Annotated in this window: 23 protein-coding genes and 2 pseudogenes; 6 read left to right on the forward strand and 19 right to left on the reverse strand. The window is 35.7% G+C overall.

The features are described 5' to 3' along the window. Positions 1-7 precede the first annotated feature (7 nt). Positions 8-1,630, reverse strand: coding sequence for a hypothetical protein (locus tag ACWPWK_RS03390; RefSeq protein ID WP_109373837.1), 1,623 nt, complete (start codon positions 1,628-1,630; stop codon positions 8-10). Positions 1,631-2,229: 599 nt separating this feature from the next. Between ACWPWK_RS03390 and ACWPWK_RS03395 the strand changes: the two genes are divergently transcribed. The 4 genes and pseudogenes from ACWPWK_RS03395 (at position 2,230) to ACWPWK_RS03410 (ending at position 7,686) form a co-directional block, all read left to right on the forward strand. Continuing rightward, entirely contained in the window at positions 2,230-3,483 is a 1,254-nt protein-coding gene (locus ACWPWK_RS03395) for a mechanosensitive ion channel family protein (RefSeq protein WP_109373838.1), read from the forward strand. Positions 3,484-3,844: 361 nt separating this feature from the next. Beyond that, a pseudogene (locus ACWPWK_RS03400) lies at positions 3,845-6,277 on the forward strand (DMSO/selenate family reductase complex A subunit). Positions 6,278-6,288: 11 nt separating this feature from the next. Continuing rightward, positions 6,289-6,906, forward strand: coding sequence for a DMSO/selenate family reductase complex B subunit (locus tag ACWPWK_RS03405; protein WP_023581764.1), 618 nt, complete (start codon positions 6,289-6,291; stop codon positions 6,904-6,906). A gap of 3 nt (positions 6,907-6,909) precedes the next feature. Next, positions 6,910-7,686, forward strand: coding sequence for a dimethyl sulfoxide reductase anchor subunit family protein (locus tag ACWPWK_RS03410; RefSeq protein WP_109373839.1), 777 nt, complete (start codon positions 6,910-6,912; stop codon positions 7,684-7,686). A gap of 72 nt (positions 7,687-7,758) precedes the next feature. Here the strand turns inward: ACWPWK_RS03410 and ACWPWK_RS03415 are convergent, their stop codons facing one another. Beyond that, positions 7,759-8,301: a DUF924 family protein gene (locus tag ACWPWK_RS03415; RefSeq protein ID WP_109373840.1), complete on the reverse strand. Its 543-nt coding sequence runs from the start codon at positions 8,299-8,301 to the stop codon at positions 7,759-7,761. 699 nt (positions 8,302-9,000) lie between these two features. Here ACWPWK_RS03415 and ACWPWK_RS03420 point away from each other — a divergent pair. Continuing rightward, complete coding sequence (locus ACWPWK_RS03420; RefSeq protein WP_036912664.1) at positions 9,001-9,180, forward strand: GhoT/OrtT family toxin; 180 nt, start codon at positions 9,001-9,003, stop codon at positions 9,178-9,180. A 372-nt stretch (positions 9,181-9,552) separates the two neighbouring features. Next, on the forward strand, positions 9,553-10,470 hold the full coding sequence (locus ACWPWK_RS03425; RefSeq protein ID WP_109373841.1) for a helix-turn-helix domain-containing protein: 918 nt from the start codon (positions 9,553-9,555) through the stop codon (positions 10,468-10,470). A 324-nt stretch (positions 10,471-10,794) separates the two neighbouring features. On the opposite strand, the gene ACWPWK_RS03430 is transcribed toward ACWPWK_RS03425, so the two are convergent. From ACWPWK_RS03430 to ACWPWK_RS03510, 17 genes and pseudogenes are all read right to left on the reverse strand, one after another. Then, entirely contained in the window at positions 10,795-12,015 is a 1,221-nt protein-coding gene (locus ACWPWK_RS03430; RefSeq protein WP_348271748.1) for a pyocin knob domain-containing protein, read from the reverse strand. Continuing rightward, positions 11,989-12,360: pseudogene (locus ACWPWK_RS03435) on the reverse strand (hypothetical protein); the annotation flags it as partial. The pseudogene ACWPWK_RS03435 and the gene ACWPWK_RS03430, both read right to left, overlap by 27 nt. Before the next feature lie 5 nt (positions 12,361-12,365). Beyond that, positions 12,366-13,022: a DUF2612 domain-containing protein gene (locus tag ACWPWK_RS03440; protein ID WP_109373842.1), complete on the reverse strand. Its 657-nt coding sequence runs from the start codon at positions 13,020-13,022 to the stop codon at positions 12,366-12,368. Beyond that, complete coding sequence (locus ACWPWK_RS03445; RefSeq protein WP_109373843.1) at positions 13,019-14,206, reverse strand: baseplate J/gp47 family protein; 1,188 nt, start codon at positions 14,204-14,206, stop codon at positions 13,019-13,021. The genes ACWPWK_RS03440 and ACWPWK_RS03445 overlap by 4 nt, the downstream gene beginning before the upstream one ends. After that, positions 14,199-14,543, reverse strand: coding sequence for a hypothetical protein (locus ACWPWK_RS03450; protein ID WP_109373844.1), 345 nt, complete (start codon positions 14,541-14,543; stop codon positions 14,199-14,201). Before ACWPWK_RS03450 ends, ACWPWK_RS03445 begins: the two co-directional genes overlap by 8 nt. Then, positions 14,540-15,232: a Gp138 family membrane-puncturing spike protein gene (locus tag ACWPWK_RS03455; RefSeq protein WP_109373845.1), complete on the reverse strand. Its 693-nt coding sequence runs from the start codon at positions 15,230-15,232 to the stop codon at positions 14,540-14,542. The genes ACWPWK_RS03450 and ACWPWK_RS03455 overlap by 4 nt, the downstream gene beginning before the upstream one ends. A gap of 2 nt (positions 15,233-15,234) precedes the next feature. Next, positions 15,235-16,047: a baseplate hub protein gene (locus tag ACWPWK_RS03460; RefSeq protein WP_109373846.1), complete on the reverse strand. Its 813-nt coding sequence runs from the start codon at positions 16,045-16,047 to the stop codon at positions 15,235-15,237. After that, positions 16,016-16,336: a phage baseplate plug family protein gene (locus tag ACWPWK_RS03465; RefSeq protein WP_109373847.1), complete on the reverse strand. Its 321-nt coding sequence runs from the start codon at positions 16,334-16,336 to the stop codon at positions 16,016-16,018. Before ACWPWK_RS03465 ends, ACWPWK_RS03460 begins: the two co-directional genes overlap by 32 nt. Positions 16,337-16,348: 12 nt before the next feature. Continuing rightward, the gene (locus tag ACWPWK_RS03470; RefSeq protein ID WP_454208335.1) at positions 16,349-16,837 is read right to left on the reverse strand and encodes a phage baseplate protein; all 489 of its coding nucleotides are present in this window, start codon (positions 16,835-16,837) and stop codon (positions 16,349-16,351) included. Positions 16,838-16,839: 2 nt separating this feature from the next. Next, a complete protein-coding gene (locus ACWPWK_RS03475) occupies positions 16,840-19,143 on the reverse strand; it encodes a phage tail tape measure protein (RefSeq protein ID WP_109373849.1) in 2,304 nt (767 codons plus the stop codon). A gap of 82 nt (positions 19,144-19,225) precedes the next feature. Then, positions 19,226-19,684 carry a hypothetical protein gene (locus tag ACWPWK_RS03480; protein WP_109373850.1) on the reverse strand — a complete coding sequence of 153 codons (459 nt, stop codon included), beginning with the start codon at positions 19,682-19,684 and terminating at the stop codon, positions 19,226-19,228. Positions 19,685-19,747: 63 nt separating this feature from the next. Next, positions 19,748-20,200, reverse strand: a complete 453-nt coding sequence (locus tag ACWPWK_RS03485) for a phage tail fiber protein (protein ID WP_109373851.1) — start codon at positions 20,198-20,200, stop codon at positions 19,748-19,750. 10 nt (positions 20,201-20,210) lie between these two features. Continuing rightward, positions 20,211-21,698: a DUF3383 domain-containing protein gene (locus tag ACWPWK_RS03490; RefSeq protein ID WP_109373852.1), complete on the reverse strand. Its 1,488-nt coding sequence runs from the start codon at positions 21,696-21,698 to the stop codon at positions 20,211-20,213. An 8-nt stretch (positions 21,699-21,706) separates the two neighbouring features. After that, positions 21,707-22,219, reverse strand: a complete 513-nt coding sequence (locus tag ACWPWK_RS03495; RefSeq protein ID WP_109373853.1) for a phage gateway protein — start codon at positions 22,217-22,219, stop codon at positions 21,707-21,709. Positions 22,220-22,312: 93 nt separating this feature from the next. Beyond that, positions 22,313-22,762 (reverse strand): lysis protein, encoded by a 450-nt coding sequence (locus ACWPWK_RS03500; RefSeq protein WP_109373854.1) that lies wholly within the window; start codon positions 22,760-22,762, stop codon positions 22,313-22,315. Continuing rightward, on the reverse strand, positions 22,759-23,163 hold the full coding sequence (locus ACWPWK_RS03505; protein ID WP_109373855.1) for a structural protein: 405 nt from the start codon (positions 23,161-23,163) through the stop codon (positions 22,759-22,761). The genes ACWPWK_RS03500 and ACWPWK_RS03505 overlap by 4 nt, the downstream gene beginning before the upstream one ends. Continuing rightward, complete coding sequence (locus ACWPWK_RS03510) at positions 23,156-23,464, reverse strand: phage holin, lambda family (protein ID WP_109373856.1); 309 nt, start codon at positions 23,462-23,464, stop codon at positions 23,156-23,158. Before ACWPWK_RS03510 ends, ACWPWK_RS03505 begins: the two co-directional genes overlap by 8 nt. Positions 23,465-23,781: the final 317 nt, after the last annotated feature.

Raw genomic sequence — 23,781 nt, forward strand, 5'->3', positions numbered from 1 at the left:
ATTTGTATTAAGCACAAGGTAAGCGCAGAGATACCGTGTACATATTTTCTCCACAGAGGTAACAATTTCCTGTTTTTTCAAATACCATCACTTGGATACCGAGTTGCCCTACTTCAATATTAGGCAATGCATCAGCCAAAATACTCTCTAATGCAGGCTCAACGATTTCAACCATATTAATAGGATCGTTATTAGGTGTTGTATCGTGTAAGAAATTACCTAAGCGAGGATCATCAGCGTAGATTTCTAATGTTGAGCGATATACCAACGTTCTTTCACTGCTATTTACCTTAGAATAACCATTAAAAATGATAACCATTTTTTGGATATTCATTTTCGCTACACGATTTTTAATTTGTAAACATAAAGAAGGAACAAGTCTAATATTGACAGAATTAAAGTAGCGATCACAAATCTGAGGAATAGTGACACTAATACAAGGCTTGGGTGCAATATTTTTAATTTGCTTACTGCATTCCCCAGTTAAAGAGTTATCAACAATAATACGCTCACGTCGAGAAAAACAGATATTATCGAAGATATCAACAGTGAAGAAAGAAATGTAATGAATGCCATTTGTTAATGACTGGTTCTCTAATCTCACAGAAACGGCTGATTTATCAGTACATGGCAACATCTTAAGTTGATCATTAAAATAAAATCCAACTTGGGTGCTTTCACTAATATCACGACCTAAAATAAGATTAGCGTTAACGCAATAGTTCTCACTATGATAGCTGAGAATACCATTTAATGTTGCAGGCACTTTAGGAGAAGGTAATTTCTCCGTTGTCATTTCAACATAATAATCTCTGGATTTAATTGGCTTATCTAGATCTTCACTATTTTCAGTTTCGGCATGAAATATAGCGACTTGTTTCGGTTCACTCTTTTTAAATTTGACTTTAAAATTCGCAATACCGTATTTATTCGTTTTGCTAATATTAATTTTCTCGCCATCAGAATTATAGATTTCTGGCTCAACAGCCAATGTACTATTCTCTACATCGTAAGTTAATTTAACCTCTTTATTTTGAACATCTTCACCTTCTTTATCTTGAAGATGTACCACAAAACTTTTAGAAACACTCTCCCACTGACTTGGCCATTGCATAGATTCTGAACGTATTGTCAACAAGTCATCAAATTGTTCACAATTACTCGATGAACAGTCAGTGTTAGGATTGGTTTTAGGTGGGGTAACACGAATTTGTATTGGTGTTGCATAATAAACAATATTCTCATTATCCTCATCTTTTAAGATCAATTGTAATGACGCCACACCACTTCGATTACCCGTTAAAGAGATTTCTGTTTTGCTGTTATCCACTATTGTGATGTAGACATCTTTGTTGTTTGGTAAAATTAAAATACCTTTCGGACTTGTACGCCATTCAGCTAAACGTAGATTAATCCCCGTTACACTAACTTCATATTTGATAACTCGATTCAGTTTTACTTCGTTATCAGGCTCATCAGGAGATGATTTTATCTGATTGAATTTAATATCCACATCAGCATCAATAACGGCTTGAGCATGGGCACCATAAACAGGTGGTGTTAGTGCTATTGCGCTTTTCTCACCTTGTAAAATTTTTTGTAAACGTTCTTCTTTTGTTTCGATATTCATTGAGTGATTTCCTTTCTTTTTCCGATTCCATTTTTAGCTTAAAGCAAAAAATTTGAGTGAAAATCACAATAGAAAAAAGTCAACTAAGCATTGTTGTTAGATGAAAGTAAAAAAGAGAAAATAAACAATAAGATAAAGAAAGTTTTCAATAGAAAACCCTCTACTTGATCGATAAAAAACATCTTTAAAATAAAAAATAATTTAAATTTTAAAATATTTTTGTATAAAGCTATTGACTGTTATGGAAATGTGATTAAAATCAATCTTAGAAAATATTTGTGACATGAATCACATTTTATTAATAGGACACTTAATATGAAATCAATGACTTCTTTTATTACTAACCTGCACCAAGTTGTTGTAAAATTATCATCAACTCGTTTACTGTAATTATTTGATTTAAAATAAAATACAGCATAAAGCCAGAAATAGCACCCTCATCGCACAAAAGACTATTTCTGGCTTTTATTCACTCTGCTACGCTTAATTATCATCTCGTTTACCCTCACATTTGTCGTAACAAAAAATTCACCTTCTTGAACTAAGCTCTCGTTTCTATACTCTTAATATACGACCCACATTAACTATGAGGATATTTTATGCAGCAGCAACTGCTTACATGGATACGTCAATTCAATGAAGAGTATGCCCAAGTCGCTTCTCTCCTACTCGTTTTAGCCATTATTTTTCTTGTCGCAATCATTCTTCATTTTATTTTGCACAAGTTGGTCTTACCTAAAATTTCCAAAGCCATAAGTCAGTACGATCAGAAATGGCAACTTTCTCTAGAAATAAATAAACTATTTAGTCGTTTTGCTTTTTTAATCCAAGGCGTTGTTGTTAATATCCAAGCGCTGGTGTGGATGGGAGCAGGTAAAACACAAGAGATCCTCACCACCAGCGCCCAAGCGTGGTGCTTAATTTTTGGCTTGTTAATGCTTTTCTCTATTATGGATCTCTGTATGCAGATCATGAGAAATTCATCCTCATTTGGCCGATTACCATTAAAAGGTATTTTTCAAAGCTTAAAACTCGCCGCCTCTGTGCTGATTGGGATAATGATTATTTCCCTACTTATTGGCAAATCACCTCTTATTTTACTCAGTGGTTTAGGCGCCATGACGGCTGTATTAATGTTGGTGTTTAAAGATCCTATTATGGGATTAGTCGCTGGTATTCAATTATCTGCAAACAACATGATAAGCCTTGGTGACTGGTTAGAAATGCCTAAATATGGTGCTGATGGCGCCGTCATTGATATTAGTTTAACAACGGTTAAAGTGCGTAATTGGGATAATACAGTTACAACTATTCCAACTTATTCTCTAATTTCAGATTCCTTTAAAAACTGGCAAGCAATGACAAAATCAGGAGGACGTCGTATTAAACGAAGTCTTGCTCTTGATATTAACAGCATCCATTTTTTAGATAAAAAGCAACTTGATGATCTAGAAAAGGCCCATTTGTTGGCTCCTTATATAAAAAATAAGGAAAGTGAAATTAATCAATTCAATGCAACCTTGGGCAATGAATATCAAACACCATTAAATCAACGTGGCATGACCAATATTGGAACCTTCCGTGCATATGTTGAAGCTTATTTAAAAAACCATCCTAATGTTCATAAGCAAATGACAATTATGGTAAGACAATTAGCCCCAACCTCGGATGGGCTTCCCATTGAAATTTACGCTTTTACGAACACCACCGTTTGGGTTCAATACGAGGCGATTCAATCAGATATCTTTGATCATATCTTTGCTATTTTGCCTCAATTTGGCTTAAGAGTTCACCAATCTCCAACCGGAAATGATGTAAGAGCACTCAGATTACCTGTCGAAAATAATCCGTAATAAATCATTTTTGTATAAAGTAAAAAAGGAGAATTATTCTTCTTTTTTACTTTTCTTATTAACAAATATTTTTAATCTCTTATTTTGTTATCATGTTAACAATCTTGTTTTTCTATATATTAATAATAATCGCTATATTACTTTTTATACATCGATTGATTGTTTAATCCTATTTATTTGATATTTTATTTACCACTAAAGTGGTATTTATCAAAAAATGTAACCATTTGTTTAATAATTATTTTTTTAGATAACGTTATTAACATTTTTTATATTGATATAAATCATTATAGGTAGAAGGGTTATAACTTAACATATATATACAACTTTACTTGTTGTGAAAAATGTTAGGGTAATGTCAATGTCAAAAATTAAAAATAATACTTCTATTACTGAAATGAGTCGGCGTGGATTCATTCAGTCTGCAGCTGTTATTTCTGGTGCTGCTGCTGTTGCAGGAACGGTTTCATTACCATTCGCTGCTAATGCTCAAACTCCCCAGGGTATTCGTCCTGATGAGACATCTGAAACTATCAAATACAGTGCATGCTTAGTGAACTGTGGTAGCCGTTGTCCATTAAAAGTTCATGTGAAAGATGGCGTTATTCGTCGTATTTCTAATGAAACTATGTATGACGATTCAACATTTGGTCTTCACCAAATTCGTCCGTGTCTGCGTGGTCGTTCTGTACGTTGGAAAACGTATAATCCCGATCGTTTAAAATACCCAATGAAGCGTGTTGGTAAGCGTGGTGAAGGTAAATTTGAGCGTATTTCTTGGGATGAAGCCACTTCAATCATCGCGGAAAAATTAAAATATACCATCGAAAAATACGGTAATGAGTCTATTTATTACTAATATGGTACAGGCTCTACAGGTGCAAACTTACATGGTAGAACGGCATGTAAACGCTTATTAAGTACTGTTGGTGGTTTTTTAAGTGACTATGGTACTTATTCATACTCTCAATTAACCGGTATTGTGCCTTATGTTTATGGCGACATGCTGGAATCACTGTTAACAGAAATTGAGAATTCAGATTTAGTTGTGATGTTTGGTCATAACCTTGCTGAAACACGTATGTCTGGTGGTGGTCAGTTCTATGAAACGTTAAATGCGTTAGATAAGAGCAAAAGTAAAGTTATCATTATTGACCCTCGCCGTACTGACAGTGTGACAACATTAGGTGCAGAATGGATCCCTATTTATCCGGGTACTGATGCTGCGTTAGTCGCTGCATTAGGCTATGTGATGATCCAAGAAGGCCTCACCGATGAAGATTTCTTACGTGAATATTGTGTCGGTTGGGATAAACAAACATTACCTGCATCAGCACCTGAAAATGGCTCTTATAAAGATTACATTTTAGGTAATGGCCCTGATGGCATTGCAAAAACACCAGAGTGGGCAAGCAAATTAACGGGTATTTCTGTTGCACGTATTATCCAATTAGCGCGTGAAATTGGCGGTGCAAGAGCTGCGTGGATCTCTCAAGGTTGGGGTATTCAGCGTACTTCAAATGGTGAACAAGCCTGTCGTGCGATTATGATGCTACCATTAATGTCAGGTCATATTGGTCGCCCTGGTACAAATACAGGTTGTTGGGGTGGTAACGTTGCTTATCCAGTTGCAAGTTTTGCTCTACCTAACCCAGTTAAGACCTTGATCCCAACATTTATGTGGTCTGAAGCAATTGCTCGCGGTGAGCAACTTACCAGCAAAAATGCGGGTGTCAGAAATAAAGATAAGCTCGATACGGGTATTAAATTTATGTGGTGTTATTCCAGTAACGTGATTGGTAACCAACACGCTGACTTGAATAAAACACATGATTTACTGCAAGATGAATCAAAATGTGAGTTTATTTTAGTGTGGGATAACCACATGACACCATCTGCAAAATACGCTGATATCTTACTGCCAGATGTGACAACCGTTGAGACAAACGATCTTATCAATAACTCTTACGCAAGTGGTGCTTACCACTATGTCGTCCGTTTGCAAAATGCGATTAAGCCACTTTGGGAAAACCGCCCTTGCTATGATGTCTTAACTGATATTGCAGAAAAGATGGGCACCAAAGAGCAATTCACCGAAGGACGTACTTACGAAGAGTGGATTGAATATTGCTATAACCAAATGCGTGAGAAAAATCCAGCACTGCCTACATTTGCAGAAACTAATGATGTAGGAATTATCGATCGTAAATTACCTAACCGTAATCAATACGTTGCACTTGAAGCATTCCGTCAAGATCCTATCGCGAATCCATTAAAAACAGCGTCAGGTAAGATTGAAATTTATTCTGAAAAGCTTATGCAAGATACCGATGGCTGGATTTTACCAGAAGGCGATCGTATTCCTGCAATTCCAGAATATTGTAAAAATGAAGAAGGCGTTGAAAACGTTGAGCTTAAAGAGAAATTCCCTCTGCAAATGACGGGTTTCCACGATAAAGGGCACGTTCACTCAAGCTACTATAACGTTGCTATGTTACGTGAAGCTATTCCTCATCAATTCTGGTTAAACCCAATTGATGCAGCTGAACGTGGATTAAAATCTGGCGATATTGCTGAGATTTATAATGCTCGTGGTCGTTTAAATATTCTCGTCAAAGTTACAGATCGTGTATTACCTGGTGTGATTGCAGTACCGCAAGGTGCATGGCGCTCACTTGATACAACAGGTGTAGATACAGGTGGATGTATTAATACATTAACAAGCTGGCACCCATCGCCGTTTGCTAAAGGAAATCCACAACATACAAACCTTGTTGAAGTGAAACGTGCATAAGGAGTTAACTCATGAAGCAATATGGTTTTTATTTTGACTCCACTAAATGCACTGGCTGTAAAACCTGTCAAGTCAGTTGCAAGGATGAAAAAGATTTAGATTTAGGCCCTAAATTCCGCCGTGTTTATGAATACGGTGGTGGTAGCTGGGCAAAACAAGACGGGATCTGGACACAAAATATCTATAGTTATTATTTATCCATTTCTTGTAACCATTGTTCAAACCCTACTTGCGTTGCAGGTTGTCCAACTGGCGCTATGCATAAACGTGAAGAAGATGGTTTAGTGGTTGTTAACCAAGATATTTGTGTTGGTTGCCGTTATTGCGAATTGCGTTGCCCTTATGGTGCACCACAATTCGATGAGAAGAAAAAACTCATGTCTAAGTGTGATGGTTGCTACGAACGTGTAGCACAAGGCATGAAACCGGTTTGTGTTGAGTCTTGTCCTCAACGTGCACTTGATTTTGATGATATTGAAGTGATCAGAGCAAAACATGGTACTGAATGTGGTATTGCACCAATGCCTGATCCTAGCTTGACCAATCCAAATATCGTGATCAAAGCTCACAAAGAAGCGAAACCTTCTGGTGATAAAACCGGCTCAGTTCAAAATGCGGCGGAGGTATAAACCATGCATGAACTTCCTCTAGTCTTTTTTACTGTTTTAGGTTCGTCAGCAGCAGGCCTGTTTCTTATTGCTTATATCAGTAAAAAATTAGGTCAAATTGATGAAAACCAACTACGCAATGCTAATATTTTAGCCCTGATTTTAACATTAGTTGGCTTAGGTATTGGTGGATTACACGTTGGTCAGCCACTGCGTTTTTTCAATATGCTCTTAGGCGTTGGCCGTTCTCCAATGAGTAATGAAGCGTTTTTAAGTGGTGTGTTTACAGGTTTTGCTTTTGCAACTGTTGCACTCACTATGATGAAAAAATGGAAGGGCTTACGTGAAATTTGTAACCTACTTACCGTTGTTTTTGGTCTAGCATTTGTTTGGTCAATTCCACAAGTTTACCATATTCCTACAATTGCTAACTGGAACACAGACTACACCACATTGCAATTTTGGATGACGCTATTAGTTGGCGGTGGTGTATTAGCAATGGCAACAGGTGCAAGACGTTTAGGCGCATTGTCCTTTATTATCGGTGCCATTATCACTTTTGCTACTCGCTCTGGTTATGTGAGTTTCCTTGGCTTTACAGGTCCAGAACTGAGCGCTGATCAATCTCTATTTTGGGGATTCCAATTAGCCGTATTAGCATTAGGTGTGGTTATCGTAGGATTTACTGCAGTAAAAGCCCAAGTATCAAAAATGACGCTGGCAACTTGTGCAGCCGCAGTTATTATTGCAGAGTTATCAGGTCGTATTGCCTTCTATAACTTATGGCATATTACAATGTAGTCTTAATTTTCTTACAAAGTAATCCGTAAGAGAAATAAACGAAGATGCATACCTTTTTAGGTATGCATTTTTTTAGAATGAAGAGCCAGGTTGCTGTAAAAAATCTAATTCTTCGGGTGTAGATGTTCTGCCTAAAATTTCATTACGATGAGGATAACGACCATATTTATCAATAATTTCTTTATGTCGCAGTTCATATTGATATGTATTTTCATCATTAAGCTGAGAAAACAAGGTAACCGCATCTTGATGAATTTTGGGTGATTCTGAATGCATAAATGGCATGATAATAAACTTACGTTTAACGGGTGTTAAAGTCAGGTATTCAGGTAACCGGGTAGCTTCTTGCGCTAAGATTAATGCCATATTATCTTGGGCGAAAGCTTTTGGCGTATCACGCCAAATATTACGTGAGAACTGATCAAGAATAATAATCTCAGCTAAGCGCCCTTCTATCGTTTCTCTCCATGATGCCAGCTCGCCACGACTCGCACTTAAACATAATTCACCAAATCTACGGCTAATTTCTTTATCAAACTGAATATCTTTTTTAAACCATTGCTCTGGTGTGCATTCTTCAAACCAAAACGTCAAAGTTGATTGATAAGGGATCATAAAAACTACCACGCTAGTTATTTATTAATCAAAACAGCGTTTATTTTCATCAAAATAAACGTTATTGACGGGTTACTACTTTGGTAAGTTACCATTTTAATATAGTGACGGCTATTAACCCCTATCCGAAAAGGATATAAAAATAAATCCCCTTTTCAATCTTAAAAGGGGATTTTAAATGCTTCCTAGCTAACGCTTAAATCCATTAAGTCGCGCCATCCATAAGCTCATTTATCTACAAGTATGTATAAAATGGCATTCATCCCATTTATTACATTCTGTCGATATCATGATGTAATATAATTAACCTGTGCATTTTACAAACATTGAATTTATCTCTTCATCACTATCCTGCCTTAAAAATCAGCATTTAAAAATTTTAATTTTTATAATAAAACCACTAAAAAAGATCGATACCATTTTGTTCTATTTTTAATAACCCTCTTTTCAAAACAATAAAGGTTGTTACAAATAATAAGCTAAATCAATCTACTACATTTTATTTTTTTGATTTTTAGGCTTTAACCTTGTTATTATCTTGTGTGACTACACCGTAAAGAAATCGGAGATCAAAAATGAGATGAATGTTTAAAATTTGCACATTAGTAATGACATTTATTGAAAAGTTTGCCCTATTCCTCTGTTTCTTTAACAATTTTGGAGTACAATTGTTGCAGTCTATTTACTGAATGATCTGTTATGTCTGCTATCTCTATTATTGGAATAAGCTACCTTATTGGGGCTGTAATATCGTTTATTATTACTTTCTTTTTAACCAAAGATCCTAGCCTAGCCATGCGCCTTTTAAGTGCATTATTAATAGCCTTAACTTGGCCTCTTAGCTTCCCTATGGCACTTATCTTCTCTATTTTTAGTTAATTTTCCAAAACAAAACGGATAATGTAGTTATATTCTATTAAATTAGAATAATAACTATTTATTATTCTACGGATAATTACTTATATTAATTTAATTATAAAAATAACACATTTAGCTTAGATTTTATTAAAGAAAAAATATTTAATTGTTGGTTTAAAACTTAAATGACATCAAATTACGCTATATATATCAATCAGTTAAAGCTGAATCAATTTTTCAAAAATATAGATACCCGTTTAAATACACTTTATAAGTTATAATGTTTTTATAAATTTACAATCAAACTTAATTTCATTACAGTATCTAATGTAAATTGGTTAAATGCCTTTCTTTTTATATTACCGAAAATAAATTATTAATCAGAGCCTAAATATGTTTAGCGAAAATGTCATTACAGATATTATCTATTGGATTGAAGAGAATTTAGAAAAAGATCTCAAACTCGAAAATGTCTCACAGAAATCAGGATATTCGAAATGGCATCTTCAACGTATGTTTAAAGAACAAACAGGTCTGACATTAGCCTCTTATATTCGAGCAAGGCGTCTTTCGTGTGCTGCAGTCGAATTACGTTTACAAAGAACGCCACTACTTGATATTGCGTTAAAATATCGTTTTGATTCTCAGCAGACATTCTCAAGAGCGTTTAAAAAACTGTTTAATATAACGCCTTATAATTATCGTAGAAAAGAGAATTGGCAAGCTCACGGCTTTACACTACCGTTAAGAAAATTTAGTGGTTTTAACCTCGATATTGAAATTGTCACAATAGACTCTCTTCCACTGATCGGTATAGAGCATACCTATAAAGCGAATATGATTGATTGGAATTTTAGTACAGAAAAAGCGCGGGAAGATTACTGGAAAGTGTTCTTTCAAAATGCACTTTATAAACATGATAAAGTCTATGCGGTACATAATATTTTATCTAAGAAAAATGATGAATTAACCGTTAAATATTCAACTATGATGGGTAATACGCCTGAAATTTATAATGCTCAATTGACTCATCGAACTCAGATAGAAAACACAAGATATTTAAAATTTAGTATTCCTGAAGCATTATTAAAATTAGATTATAAAGATATCATCTATAACACCTATGGTATTTTACTTAGAAAACTCAATATACCAAGAAAGAACGGTGCTCCAGATATTGAAGAGTATATTTTTAAAGATGAATATCCTATTTCAATTCTTTTAAACAAACCTGCATCACTATTAAAAGATGTTAATTATTATATTCCTATTGAAGTAGATGATAAGGATAAAGGAAAAATAAAAGAGTAGTTTTATCTTATTGCTGATAAGCCACCTATAATATAGGTGGCTTTTTTATAAAAAAATTATTTCAGGATCGTTTTTATCACGACTTTTAATATAGTCAAATTAAATAACTCTGAACTAAATAAGTAAGTTTCTCATTTTATTATTTGAAGTGAAAAACTTCTCAGTAGCGATATTTATTGAAAATAAGAAATGAATGCTTTGCCACAGCCCTCTGCTCATTTCGGTGTTAATTTCAAGAAATAAACAACTTGGCTATATATTATTTATAATTCATTATAAATTAATCAGAGGTGATTTTTTTACTCTTGATTGGGTACTTAAATTTTAATATCCTATAGCTATATAGGAAAAATATGCACTTTCAGTATCACCTTCCAAAGTGAACCCTTCTTTAGTATGCCGGCTCGTTCCTAACCTTCCCCATCCACTATTATTTGTCACAACAATAACGAAAACTGTATTAGGAAAAGGAATAGGGAATTTATAATCCCACGATCTTCCATCATGAAACCATTCTTCTTTACCCCATTGTTGAATGATTCCCGTATCTCCGCATTTCAACCATCCGTTAACATCTTTTTTAGCTGTATTTTTAGAACCGCTATTACCTACTAATGCATAGTTCCCTTTCGGTTGATATTTACTATCAGACTCACCTTTGGAATAGCTATATCCAGAAACTAAATAATTCCCTTTTGGCTGATATTTACCATCCGATTCTCCCTTAGAATAACTATAACCCGATACTAGATAATTCCCTTTCGGCTGATATTTTCCATCTGATTCACCTTTGGAATATGCGCCCACATCAGCTGCGGTCGGTTTATTTTGACTATTAAACTCTTTTGCCCATGGTGTAAAATTACCTTTATCATACTGGCTACGAGAATAAATACGGCTCGTGTTATAAACATAATAAAGTTGAGTAATACCAGCATTTTTTAAAACAATTAATGTACCCGCCATGGTTTCTGGGTAATTTAAATTTGTAGTCGCATTTGCATTCGCTGGCTGAAAATAAATACCCGCTGTTTTATAGTTATTTAAATTTTGATTAGCGCCAATTGAAATCGCCTGATTAGAAAAAATATCTTGCGATGTTACCGTCACATCGCCACTCAATGGCTTATCATTAACTTTACGTGTCGCAGTAACATAATTGCCTTTCGCTTGATATTTATTATCCGCTTCAGATTTTGAGTAACTATAACCCGCTACTTGGTAATTCCCTTTCCCCTGATATTTACTATCAGATTCTGCTTTAGTATAACTTTCACCTTTAGTCGCATAATCGCCCGACGGTTGATAACTTCCTTTTGGCTGATATTTACCATCAGATTCTACTTTGGTATAGCTATCGCCCTTAGTGGCATAATTTCCCGCAGGGGCATAATTCCCTTTCGGTTGATATTTCGTATCAGTTTCGGCTTTAGAATAACTATGACCTTCAACTTGATATTTACCTAGTGGTTGAAAGCGTTTGTCCGCATCGTCTTTAGAATAAGCGCCAACTTCATTCGCTGTAATATCCGCTTTTAATTCAATCCATGCATTACCAGCAATTGGCTCAACATTATTATTTTCAATTTTAGACTGCCAAGCTTTATTTTTATGATAAACCACACTACGAATAGGATAAGGTTTGCCTGCTTCCGACCACTTAGCAAAACCCTGCAATTGCATTTCACCAATAGACTCAGTGATATCGTGAAATAAACTATTCATTTTTTCACGTTCAATATCTTTTGCTGCGGGATCAGTAACTTGGTCACGTTCATAATCGTAACCATAACCTTGTGTATAAGACACAGAACCATCAGATTGAATTTCAACAGGCACAACTGTTTTATCCCCTTGTGTTGCAAAGGGGGTTTTAAATATTTTAGTCATAAGAATTATTCTCCGAAATTACTCTTCAGAAAGTTTTTACGATATTGACCATAACCAAAGGCCTTCTTGGTTACGATACGATATTTGACGCCCACGCCAGAAGGACGCGGCATTAAGTCGAAGTTTTCTAATAAAAGACGTAAACGTTCATCTGGATTAAAATTAAAAACATAATACATATACGTCATATCAAAAGGATCGAGCACAAAGACTTTGCTATCTTCACGCCAGAAAAAACGTTTAAGAAACTCATTAATATTGGTCACGGTAGGACTTTGAGTGAGATTAAAATAACGCATTCTCACCAGCATTCTTTTTTGATCTAAAGTCAGCGATAGAGTGTAATCCGCATTTCGTCTAAAGTTTGCCTTAAAATTGGCTTTATTTTTACCAAAACCAAGACCTATTTTATTTTTATCACTAGGAGGAATATCTATTCCTAAAGGTACATCTAAAATGCGTGACCATACTGATAAACCAAAATCGTTAGCTGTATCAATATTAAATACATCTCGATACCAGTTTTGCCAAAATGAAACCGTAGATTGATTAAAGTAAGCCGCTTTTAAATGTGCTAATGCTTTTAGCTTATCTGTATTTTCATATTGCCAGAGGATCGCTTTTAGTAGATCAGAATGAAAATCAAATTCTTGAATATTCATACGATCACCACTTGTACCGCCCCTTTTGGTAATCGGGCAATTTGATTAAGACCAATAGGAATTAATGCAACATTCCAATTTTTTCCATCTGTTGAAAGCTCCACTTTAGTGACAAATAAATGAGGCTCCACCGCATTAACCGCCGCTGAAATTTCAAAAGGAGAAACTTCTCGCCCGACCACCAGCCCGTTGTCTCCATCTATTTCACCCTGTACCCACTTCTCTAAAGCATTAGGAATAATGGTTTGTGCATCAATATTGGATTTTTTTACAGAAACACGGCAAAACACCGGTATTTCTTTCGGTCGTGAAAATTTAATAGGATATTCTTGACCACTTGCTGGCTCTATTACCTTTATTTCAATCTCACCATTAAATGCAGCACCTATTGTTTTTGTTCTTAATAATGATTTAGCAATTTCATGGCTATCCCCACCTTCTATACACACGTAAATGCTATGCGGTAATAATGAAATACCATCAACAATTAACGCTTTATCATTAAAATTTTCACGAAAAGAAAGAGAATTAACGCCCTCTAATTCATATAGCGAAGAAGTAATTGCTTCTGCGACGCTGACTGTATTTTTAGCGAGTGTTTGTTTACGCCGACGCCTTGCCTTTATATCTGACTCAGCATGACGACCAACAACTGCATGGGTTAAGTTATTCACTTTTTCCCATCCCAATACAGAACTTGCCACTTTATTTAATTGCCCAATACCACAACTAATAGAACCATATTCTTTGGCTCGCATATCGCCTTTAATTTTTCCATTATTAGCGATAATTAATGGTGATAACGTTTCAAAAACAGCCCCCATTATTGTGAGTGCCTGAGAACCTTTAGGAATAATAGTACCGGGAATACCCGTAAACTCGACATCACTTAAATAAGAATGTGTGGCATTAATACGCTCGCCGCCCATTAATGCCCATATTGCATCGAGAAAAATACCACCAGCAATATCTGGATTTATTTGATTTGCCAGTTCAGCATTATTACGAACAATCGCATCCCGATTTTCAATTTCCATAGTCACCAATACTCCTTGTGGAGTTTCTGGCGATAAATTAATGGATTGACCAAATACAGCACGAAATTCGTCTTCTACACGATTTCGTAATGTTGATGTATCAGGAACAATCACACCTTTATTATTGATATAACGATAGTCAGCCATTCAATGTAAATCCTCCATATATCGTGCGTATATCTGCCTGATATTTCAATGTTCCTTCTTCTAGAAAAGCATGGAAATAAGTGATAGAGACAACTTCCTCTATTTCAGCAATACGTTGTCGAAACGCCATTTCAAATAAAGGAAGATCAACTTGTCGGCTAAATGTTGCTGACCAATAAGGAATACCTTTATCTTTTTTATGTAGCATTTCACCACGGACAGCCTTAATAAAATGCTGACAAAGATTTTTTACTGCATCATCGTTGTCACAAATTTGAAGGTTACCATCAGCACCTATCGCAAAATCATTCTGCTGGTTTATTGAAAATGTCCTCATATTGGACTCCCTGTATTGTCTTTCCCTGCTTGTACCCCACTATGAGTATGTGTTGAGCCGATATCTTTTCCGTTATGGCGCATCAGCCCACCTTGTGAATCACTATTACCATTTACAGCGTAATTACCATTAACAGTAACATTGCCAGTAAATATCGTTTCAGGTGCGTTGATCTCATATTTTGGGGTTTCTAATACAACTTTATCGTTATGAAGAGAGAAACAGACTGAACCATCCATTGACTGAATAACTAAGGCATCAATGTTCTTCCCATCAATAGCCCATCCTTTGATCGTGTCAGGAAAAAACATAGCATCACTAAACGAATGTAATCGTGTTGTATTGGGTTGATCTTCTAAACCACCACGTTGAAAAATAAGGCTAATATCACGATCACAGGCTTTTAACCAGCCAAAATCACCAGGTTTAATGGGGGCTCTAATAAAAAATCCACCGCCACCAAATCGAAACACAGGAATGTTAGCAACAGGGGCTCGAGAGATTTTTTCATCATCCGTAGTCAACATCATGACCAAGGGCTTTATCATGGCTCGATTGGTTTTTTCATCATAATTAATGACAGTTGCGGGTAACATATCATCTGTATTCATCATTAAATGGCGAAATGCAGACGAAAAAGCCCCTGCCAATGAACCAACACTGGCAATATCATTATTGGGTTTACTCATAGTTAAGCTCGTTTACATGTTGCGGTATAGGCAAAATCAGCATCATGAGAGGCAACTTTAAATTCAAGCTGCTCAATAATGTAATCGCCATTTAGTGAGGTATTTAGTTTACTATCAAGGCGAAGCATTCCACCTAATTCAGAGGTACTATCGATAAGATAACTTACCGTCAATCCACTCTCCGTGGCTTTAGGAATGCCAATCATGCCTGAATTCATATTCAAAATACGAAATCGGCTTTTTAATGCTTTATCATCATCTTTTACGAATAACGTATCATCATCAATAAAAGCTTTAACATTTCCCGACTCTTGTAAACGCTCTATTTGATGTAATGCAGAGCCACAATAATACCAATTGGCAATATTTTTATCGGTCGCCTGAAAATCCAATTTCACGCCACAATCATTAGCAATAACTAACGCGATTTCACTCAATTTTTGAATTGCGCCACCACTAGAAGAAATAATTTTCCCAGAACAATGATGGCTAGTTTTTGCAGATAACGTTACGGTGACATTCGGAGGAGAGTCTATTTCTGCACTGACGATATCGCCAATAAAAAGCGAAAATAAACCAGAGTTAATTCGACCAACTTCTAAATAAAGCCGCCGAGCTTGCTTATTTTTATTATAAGGACTGGTTTCCGTCAGCAAATAATCCCTTGTCTCGGCATTAAGCCCTGTAATAGCGATTTTACATTCGTTTTGTAATGGATTTGCATATTTTTTTCCTCCTGCTGATATACGCAATCCTTCATACCATTGAAGCCTTTCGCCGACCTCAATCCCCACCCTTATTCGCCGAAGATCCATCTTCATTACTCCAATACACTAATGATTGTGTTTTTGTAAATTCCTCATACCACGGTAAAGCATCATTTTCTGTTAAAAAAACTAAATTAATCCCTTGTCTTAAATAACAATAAGGAATAATAGGTGTATTAGCGACCAAGCGAATACCTGTAATAAGCACTTCACCATCTCGCTCAATATCACAAAACATGGTTTGATTAGCGACCTTCAACGTAAAAATCCAATCAACACCAGCTATTTCGACAGAAAATCGCTGATTAGGAATAGCTTGTAATGGAATAGTTTGCATTTTATCTACCTCCTATTTTTCTTTTTTTCCTATTTGTGTTGATTTTTTACTTTTGACATTTCCACGATTGACTGTTGAGGTTTGCTTTGGTTTTTTTGTCGATTTAGAAGATTTTTTATTATATTCAGGCTCTATTGTTTTCCATTCTATAAATTTGAGTTTTAATTCGATGGCATTCACTTTTTGGGGATCTTCATCATGACTGAGGCTCTCTAACAACATCGGTTGATAGGTTTTGACTCTAGTTTGAATTCCCACTAGTGTGTGTTCGTCATAAAGCTGCTTGATAATAGAGTAACGATTCACAATATCACCCGTTAATAGTAATTCGACACTTATACTAATAGGGTCAACAATGATGTGGTCGCTACGATTTTCACCATTTTCAACCGCAAATTTAATGACTTGATGACTATCAGTAATCGAAACTTCCATCGGATTAACGCTATCAAATAATGTTGCGAATGACTCTAAATCAAAAATTCTAACTTCAGTTATCATAATTAAACCTTACCTCCGCTAGAGTGGTGCTCTGAGATTTCTTTAGCCGCTTCATTTATCAGTGTTTCATTAATCACTTTCGCAACACCTGGGCCATCAGTGGCTTGTGTTTCAATTCTGATTTCACCAATTTGAACATTACTTTCATTTTTAACGCTTGATTGGTTACTGATCATTTGACTGGTCATCGGGTTTAAACGATTTGTTGATGACAGTGTTAATCCATTATTTAACGCATTTACATCTTGTACTGGATTATAATAGGGTATTGCTGGCTTTGGTTGTGGAATGGTGTAATTGAGACTGCCTTCATCAGATAATTTCCGTTCCACCTTTTGAACAACAGTGATTTCTTTTTCTGTATCTTCCATACCTAAAAAGCTTTTTGCTGATTGCCAAATCCCTTTTATGGAATCAATACCTTCATTAACCCAACCTAATATTTTCTCTATATATTCCCACATCCAACTAAATACACCGACGATAGCCTCAGAAACAAAAACAAAGACACTAATAATCGATTGACCCCATTCAATAATATTATTAATGCCCGCTTTAAGAACCATAATAAATTGATTAAATGATTCAGATATAAAATTCCAAGCGGCAATAAAATATTCAGCAATAGCACTTGAGGCAATTTTTAACGATTCAACAAAGGTTTGCCATGCTGCCCATACAACCATAATTGCGTCTTTAAGCGCGGGGTATTGATCCAAAATACTGCCTATCATTGAATCATTACCATTAATAAAATTCATAATATCGTCATAGACGAGTTTAAATGCCGTCGCTAAGATGCCAATAACAGCAGCAATAGCTAATATAGGGAGTGCCGTTGCAAGTGTAGCAACTGCCGCAGACACCATTGCAGGTAAATAAAAAATGGCAACAGCACTACCAATAGCTGAAAAGAATCCGATAACAAAGTCTTTATTCTCAATACAAAAATTAACTAATTTATCAAACCACGTTATTCCTTTTGCAAGAACGGGAATAATTATCTCTAAAAAGTTATTTTTTAATTGTGCCGCTAATTGATCAAACTTATTCATTACTGCATTAAGCTGAATAGAACTTTCGATACTTTCATCATTAATACCAGAAAATTGTTTTTGAACCCCCATTGTGCGCTCTAATTCTTCGCGCCCCTTCATCATCAATTCAATGGTTTTTTCATCGACAACACCCAGTTTTTCCAGCTCTTTTTGGGCATCATCAAAGCTCATTCCTTTGACTTTATCTGCGGTTTTTAAAAGTTGTTCGATAGGATCTTCTGTATCATTAAATGCATTGGCCATTGCCGTCAAATCAGCTTGAGCGGCCTCTTTTGTGCCCCCAATTTCAGCCATAGCACCTGAAAATGCATCGATATCGATAGCTGCGATACCTATTTTTTCACTCAGTTTATCTAGCGACTCTATTTCTTTGGCGCGATCTAATGAAGCAGAAAAAACCTTTTGCAAAGTCCCCGTAATATCCTTAGCGCCAATGGCGTTAAGAATATAGTCCTTCATTTTCGCTGTGGTTTTCTGATAGCTTTTACCTGTTTCATCAACACTATCACCTAATCGACGTTGGGCCTTTGCTTCTTTAACTGCCGCCTCAATGCCTTGCGTTTGCATTGTAGTAATAAAAGTATCGTAATCAGCACCTAATTGTTTAATCAGTGCATCGATGACAATTTTACTTTCTTTATTTTTCTTTTCAGTTTCGGTTAAAGAATTCAACTCACCATTAAGTGAAGATAATTGCGCCTCCATTGCCTCATATTCAGTATTCAGGTTTGCTAAAATATGCGCTTCATCACCGCCACTATTATTGATCAATTCTCTTTGGTAATTTAAAACCGACATAGAATCTTTTAGGGTATCAATACTTTGTGTTACTGAATTAATTTTATCTTGAGTTTCACTGATATTAAGATCAATATTTATTGGCTCATTCAGTGATAAACCCAGCATGCCCACTAAGATTTCTTGCAAGAATTTATCAAACTCTTGCGTTCCCATTAGAGCGCTTTTAACAATGCTTTGAATTGAGTTTTCAATAGTTACAGAAGCACTTGTCATTTCATCACTATTGAATGAAATACTTATGTCATGATCTTCGGGTAATTCCCCAAGATTGAAGTGAATTTCTTGAACAAAGTTATAGAAACTAGTAATACCTCCTGAAACCCCCTGTTCAATATTTTTCATTTCAACAAGAATTTCATCTGCTGATTTTCTAATATTTGCTAATGCACTATCAGATACTTCAGCCTCCAACATCAGTACCTGAGAAAATACCTGTAATAGAGACATTATCTCTCCTTTAACGCCGCTAGCGCCTCGTTATAACGATTAGTAATCGCGATCTCCCACAGATCAAAGGCTTCCTCTAGATCTATAGTTGTTTTGAGTTCTGTGAAGGAGGCGAAACCCGCGGAGATGATGACTGCAAAGAAGCCATCAGCGTTTTTATAATCGACGGGAGAGAACCGCTGAACTTGCCTAGAAGGTATTGTAGGAAATTTAGGCTCCCGTCTTTGCCGAAAAAACTGGTGTTGTACTTCAGCATTTCGAGTTCAAGACGAATCAAGGCTTCCCCATCAGGCACATGATTATCAATTAATGTGCTGGTTTTTAGATAAATCTCTTGCCCTTCTTTTTCAACTGCCACATAAGCCATCATTTTTAACATGGCTTCTTTGCTGACTTCATAATCACCAATTTTAGGTGCATTCGATAAAGGATATTTAGCGAGAATTTCTCGTCCAATCGTTGCAGGTAATCGGCTAATAATAAAAGTATGTTCTTCACGATCACTATCAATAACAGTGATCTCTTTTGGTTTAATTAACATAATTAAATCCCATAAAAAAGGCGGCCGAAGCCGCCATTAGATGAATAAGAATAACGCTAAAAATTAACGTGCTCTGACACGATCAAAATCTTGGAAAATAAAGGTGTACTGCTTAGATTTGAGACGCCCAGCACTCGCAATTGAATTACCACGACTACCATTAGTAATTCGACCATTACGAGCAGTGGTAATAGAACCATCACCATAAGAAGCCACTAATGTAATAATATCGCTTGCATGACGACGTCCTCGTCTTGCTGTATTTGCATCAAGCAAAATAGCCAAGTTTTCATCTTCTTCACTACCTGCTAATACATTAACCGTCACAGTTTGAGGTGTAGGCGCTGACCAACTCACTAAATTACCATTAATATCTACTGCGGTTTGAGTGATATCTACTGCTGGTAAATCTAAAGGATCACCATCATCTGAAAATGTGGTAATAGGAATACCTGCAGGAAATGTGTTACTTGCCTGAATAATTAAACTTAAACCTGTTGCTGAAATATCGTTCATTGTTTGTTCCTTAAACTAAATTGTGTGAGCCTTCAACTTTACGAACCCAATCGCCTTTACCGTAAATTAATACATATTTCATGATGTATTCTGGTAAATTAGAAGGACCTGTTTCTTCAACGATTTCAGCGTTATACCAATAACCTTTATTTTGTACATCGTGCCACGCTAAATCATCACCTGCTGCATCTGTAATTGCGATTTTTTGTACTTCAGCCAGCGTTTTACCCGTAAGAATAGTGCCATTATTTAATGCTTTCGTAACTGCACCCGCAATAACCATCATCGCTCTTGCTTCACCATCTTTATTCGCTGGAATACCACGAGTGGAAAGCAATAAGCTTAACCATTGCTGTGCGATATGGGCTTTTAGCCATTGCTCATTAGTATGAACACTCATATCTAATGGATTAGAAGCATTTCCACATAAAAAACCACGTTGATAGAAGCTAATATCAGTGCCAGTAACAGCTGTTTCACCGTAATAGTTCACGCGTAATTTATCTAATCGATCCGCCGCAATATCGGTCTTAACTTGAGATGGGAAAGTGATACCAAATTGACGATACATATAGTTAGTCGTCGCATTTGTGCGATCAAAATCTGTTGCAGCCATAATTGCCATCGGTAGAGCTTGAACAAAAAAGTCATCATCTGTTTTTAAATTTAATCCCGTTGATGCGGTACCGATTAATGCTTTACTATAAATTTCGGCTTGTTTATCTGGAACTGATAAATAGAGCTGGTATTTTACATTTTCACCCGCAATATACTCTGCTAACTCAACACTTTGCTCTACTGAAAGCTCGGTTAAGAATGTCGCACTACCAAATGAATCAGAAATCGCTTCGGCAGCGATAAATGCTTGAAGCGCTGTTTGTGCCACATTACCCTCAGATGCATCTCCGTCACTTAACCCCATAGCATCAGCTAAAGGTGAGTGATCTATGGTGATCTTCGCTTTTTCTTGTACACCACCACTCATCAAGAAAGCACCATCAAGTGCATTAAAAGTGACGTAACAATTGGCAAATTGAGGTTCGCTTTCAGCGTTTAATTTAGCTTGGATCAGAGAAGCAACATCAGCGTAAGACTCAACATCTTTTAGGGAAATATCAGTAATATTTTTAGAGATATCACCGATAGTCAAAGTAAATGCACCCTCTTCAATTAACTTTAATTTATCAAGAGTTGCTGCTGGTGTACCAAATAATGTCGGAGCACGACCTACGGGTTCAAAAGAAGCAATTTGTAGCTCTTTAGGTTTACTAATAGGTGCGGGACTAACATAACTAAAATATTGACGAGCAAATTTCGCTTCTGGTGATCCTGCACCAAGTAATTCATCCACTTGCCCACTAGCAAATTCAAGTACTTTCCCTGCTGGAATTTTAGGGTTTGTTGAGAAAATACGAGCTGTAAGTTTGCGCATAGGTGCGGCTGATGCACCAATAACCGCGCTCGCAATATCAATATAGCGCGTTTGTTTAATAGACATATTTATCCTTAAATACGATATAAGTTAGAAATAAGTAAATTTGTTGCAGCAGTGTCTAAAGATAACGTACTGGAAAAAGTGACATTAAAATCAAATGAAGGATTATGCTCATAGCTATTTCCAGCATTTATTATCGGCGCTCGTCTAATTTCGCTCGCACGTTGTATCCCTATTCCCTCTTTTCTCATTGATTCGACAAAAGACAACGAATTAATAATCATCCGAGTCATTCGAATTAAATCACCTGCTGTTAAATTTGGATGTTGTTTAATAAAACCTTGAACCTGAAATGTTAATTCGAACAGTTGTTGTTCTTTATGGTTTGCATTATTACCTTGAATATTATAATTTCTTTTTTGCCAACCTTGGCCAACCTCCTTTATAGGAAAAAACATAATAATATTATTATCTTGCTTTTTATCTGGTTGATAACCAGCAATAACATCAACATTAATACTTGCTGATCTAAATTGTTTTAATAGTTGTTCACGAATGGCAATATTAATATCATTATCTTTCATTTCACCTCCTTAATATAACTCTCCTTTTCTTTATAAAAATTCAATCTATTTTATAAATAATTTTTATTGATTATAAATTAATTAAAGTGATTTTTAATTAATACACTCTTGCCGAATATAATCTTGTAAACCTAAAATGATATGTTCTGATTGCGCAATTCGTTCTCTGAGTACCCAATAATTTCGGATAGCGGTGTCAGTAGGTCTGGCGGTGCTTGCATCAACCAAGCCGGCGGTGGAATTGGCTGATATTTTGGGGCATTCTGCTTTGATATACACCCGCTCAGGAGTACGTTCACTAATATCACGCAACTGATCAATTTCTTTTTTTGCATGCACAAGTTCCTGTAAATGACGATTATCAAGTTGATTAAGCTGACTTATTCTTAATTGATAATCTTTATTCTCTGCAATCTGTTGAATAAGAGATTGATTAATATTATTGTATTCCTGTTTCAAGGATTTATTTTTATCAATTAACCAAATCGATCCTATACCTAGGCATAAAATCACTATTGCCATTATCTTTAATAAATAATTCATAATAACAACCAAGCATCTTCAAAAACTTTTTCTGAATAAGGTTGATAGCCAAGTTCAATATTAACAATCGCTACTGCTAAAGGAATAGCGACATTTTTTAATTGTGTATTAATTGGATTATCAGCCTCAATACCAATTTCTTTTGATGCTCGACTAATATAGCCTACCGTATTATTTTCGTTAGGTGGAGCATAACGATTGATAATTGTTTTAATGGTATTTAACCCATATTTTTTTTGGTACGTTTGTAATAATTTGTAGATGGCTCGTATTCCATATTCAGGTGAAATAAATTGGCAAAAATCTTTATCGGTTTGCTCTATGGATAATCCTTGCCATTTCGAACCGTGCCGGATATTACCGGGGTTATTATTACGCTCACCTCGTGCTATTTTAGCCATTTTTAACTCCTGCTCTTCCTTTAAGGAGTTTACTCACGGAATCTACTCCGACATAACCAATAAACACACTGGCTAAGTAAGCAAACTCATGATTAATATTAAATAAAATTAGAATATCTTTAATAAACCAAGCAAACATTGCACACATCAGCCCATCTATAGAGGTTTTTTTCCATCCTCCGCCGTTATATAAACCTCGAAGAATAGCCATTCCTCCAGCAAGAGAGGCTGATATTCCTTGCTCTTTCATTGAAGAAAGGGCAATAAATATCTGTTCCCATAGATCTGGATTTTCTTTCATTGTTTCTCATGGCTTACCTCCAATAGGAGGAACTGTAATAAATAATATACTCATCCACAGCACTTAAATTTAAGCACTGTTTTAACATGAGTATGTTTATGTTTTATTTATCTAATTAGATAAATGGCAGATATAAAAAAGACCACATTGTGGTCTTCCATTGAAAATAAAATTTAACAGATATCGTTAATTTATATTAGCTAAGAAAATAGAGATACAAAAAAGCCCCACTTCAAAAAGTGGGGCTTTTTATATTCTGTTGTGAGGTTTTTAGATACAAATATCTCACTGTGGAGTTATAGTATGCTTATTTTTCC

The organism is Proteus sp. Marseille-Q3619, assembly GCF_965283115.1.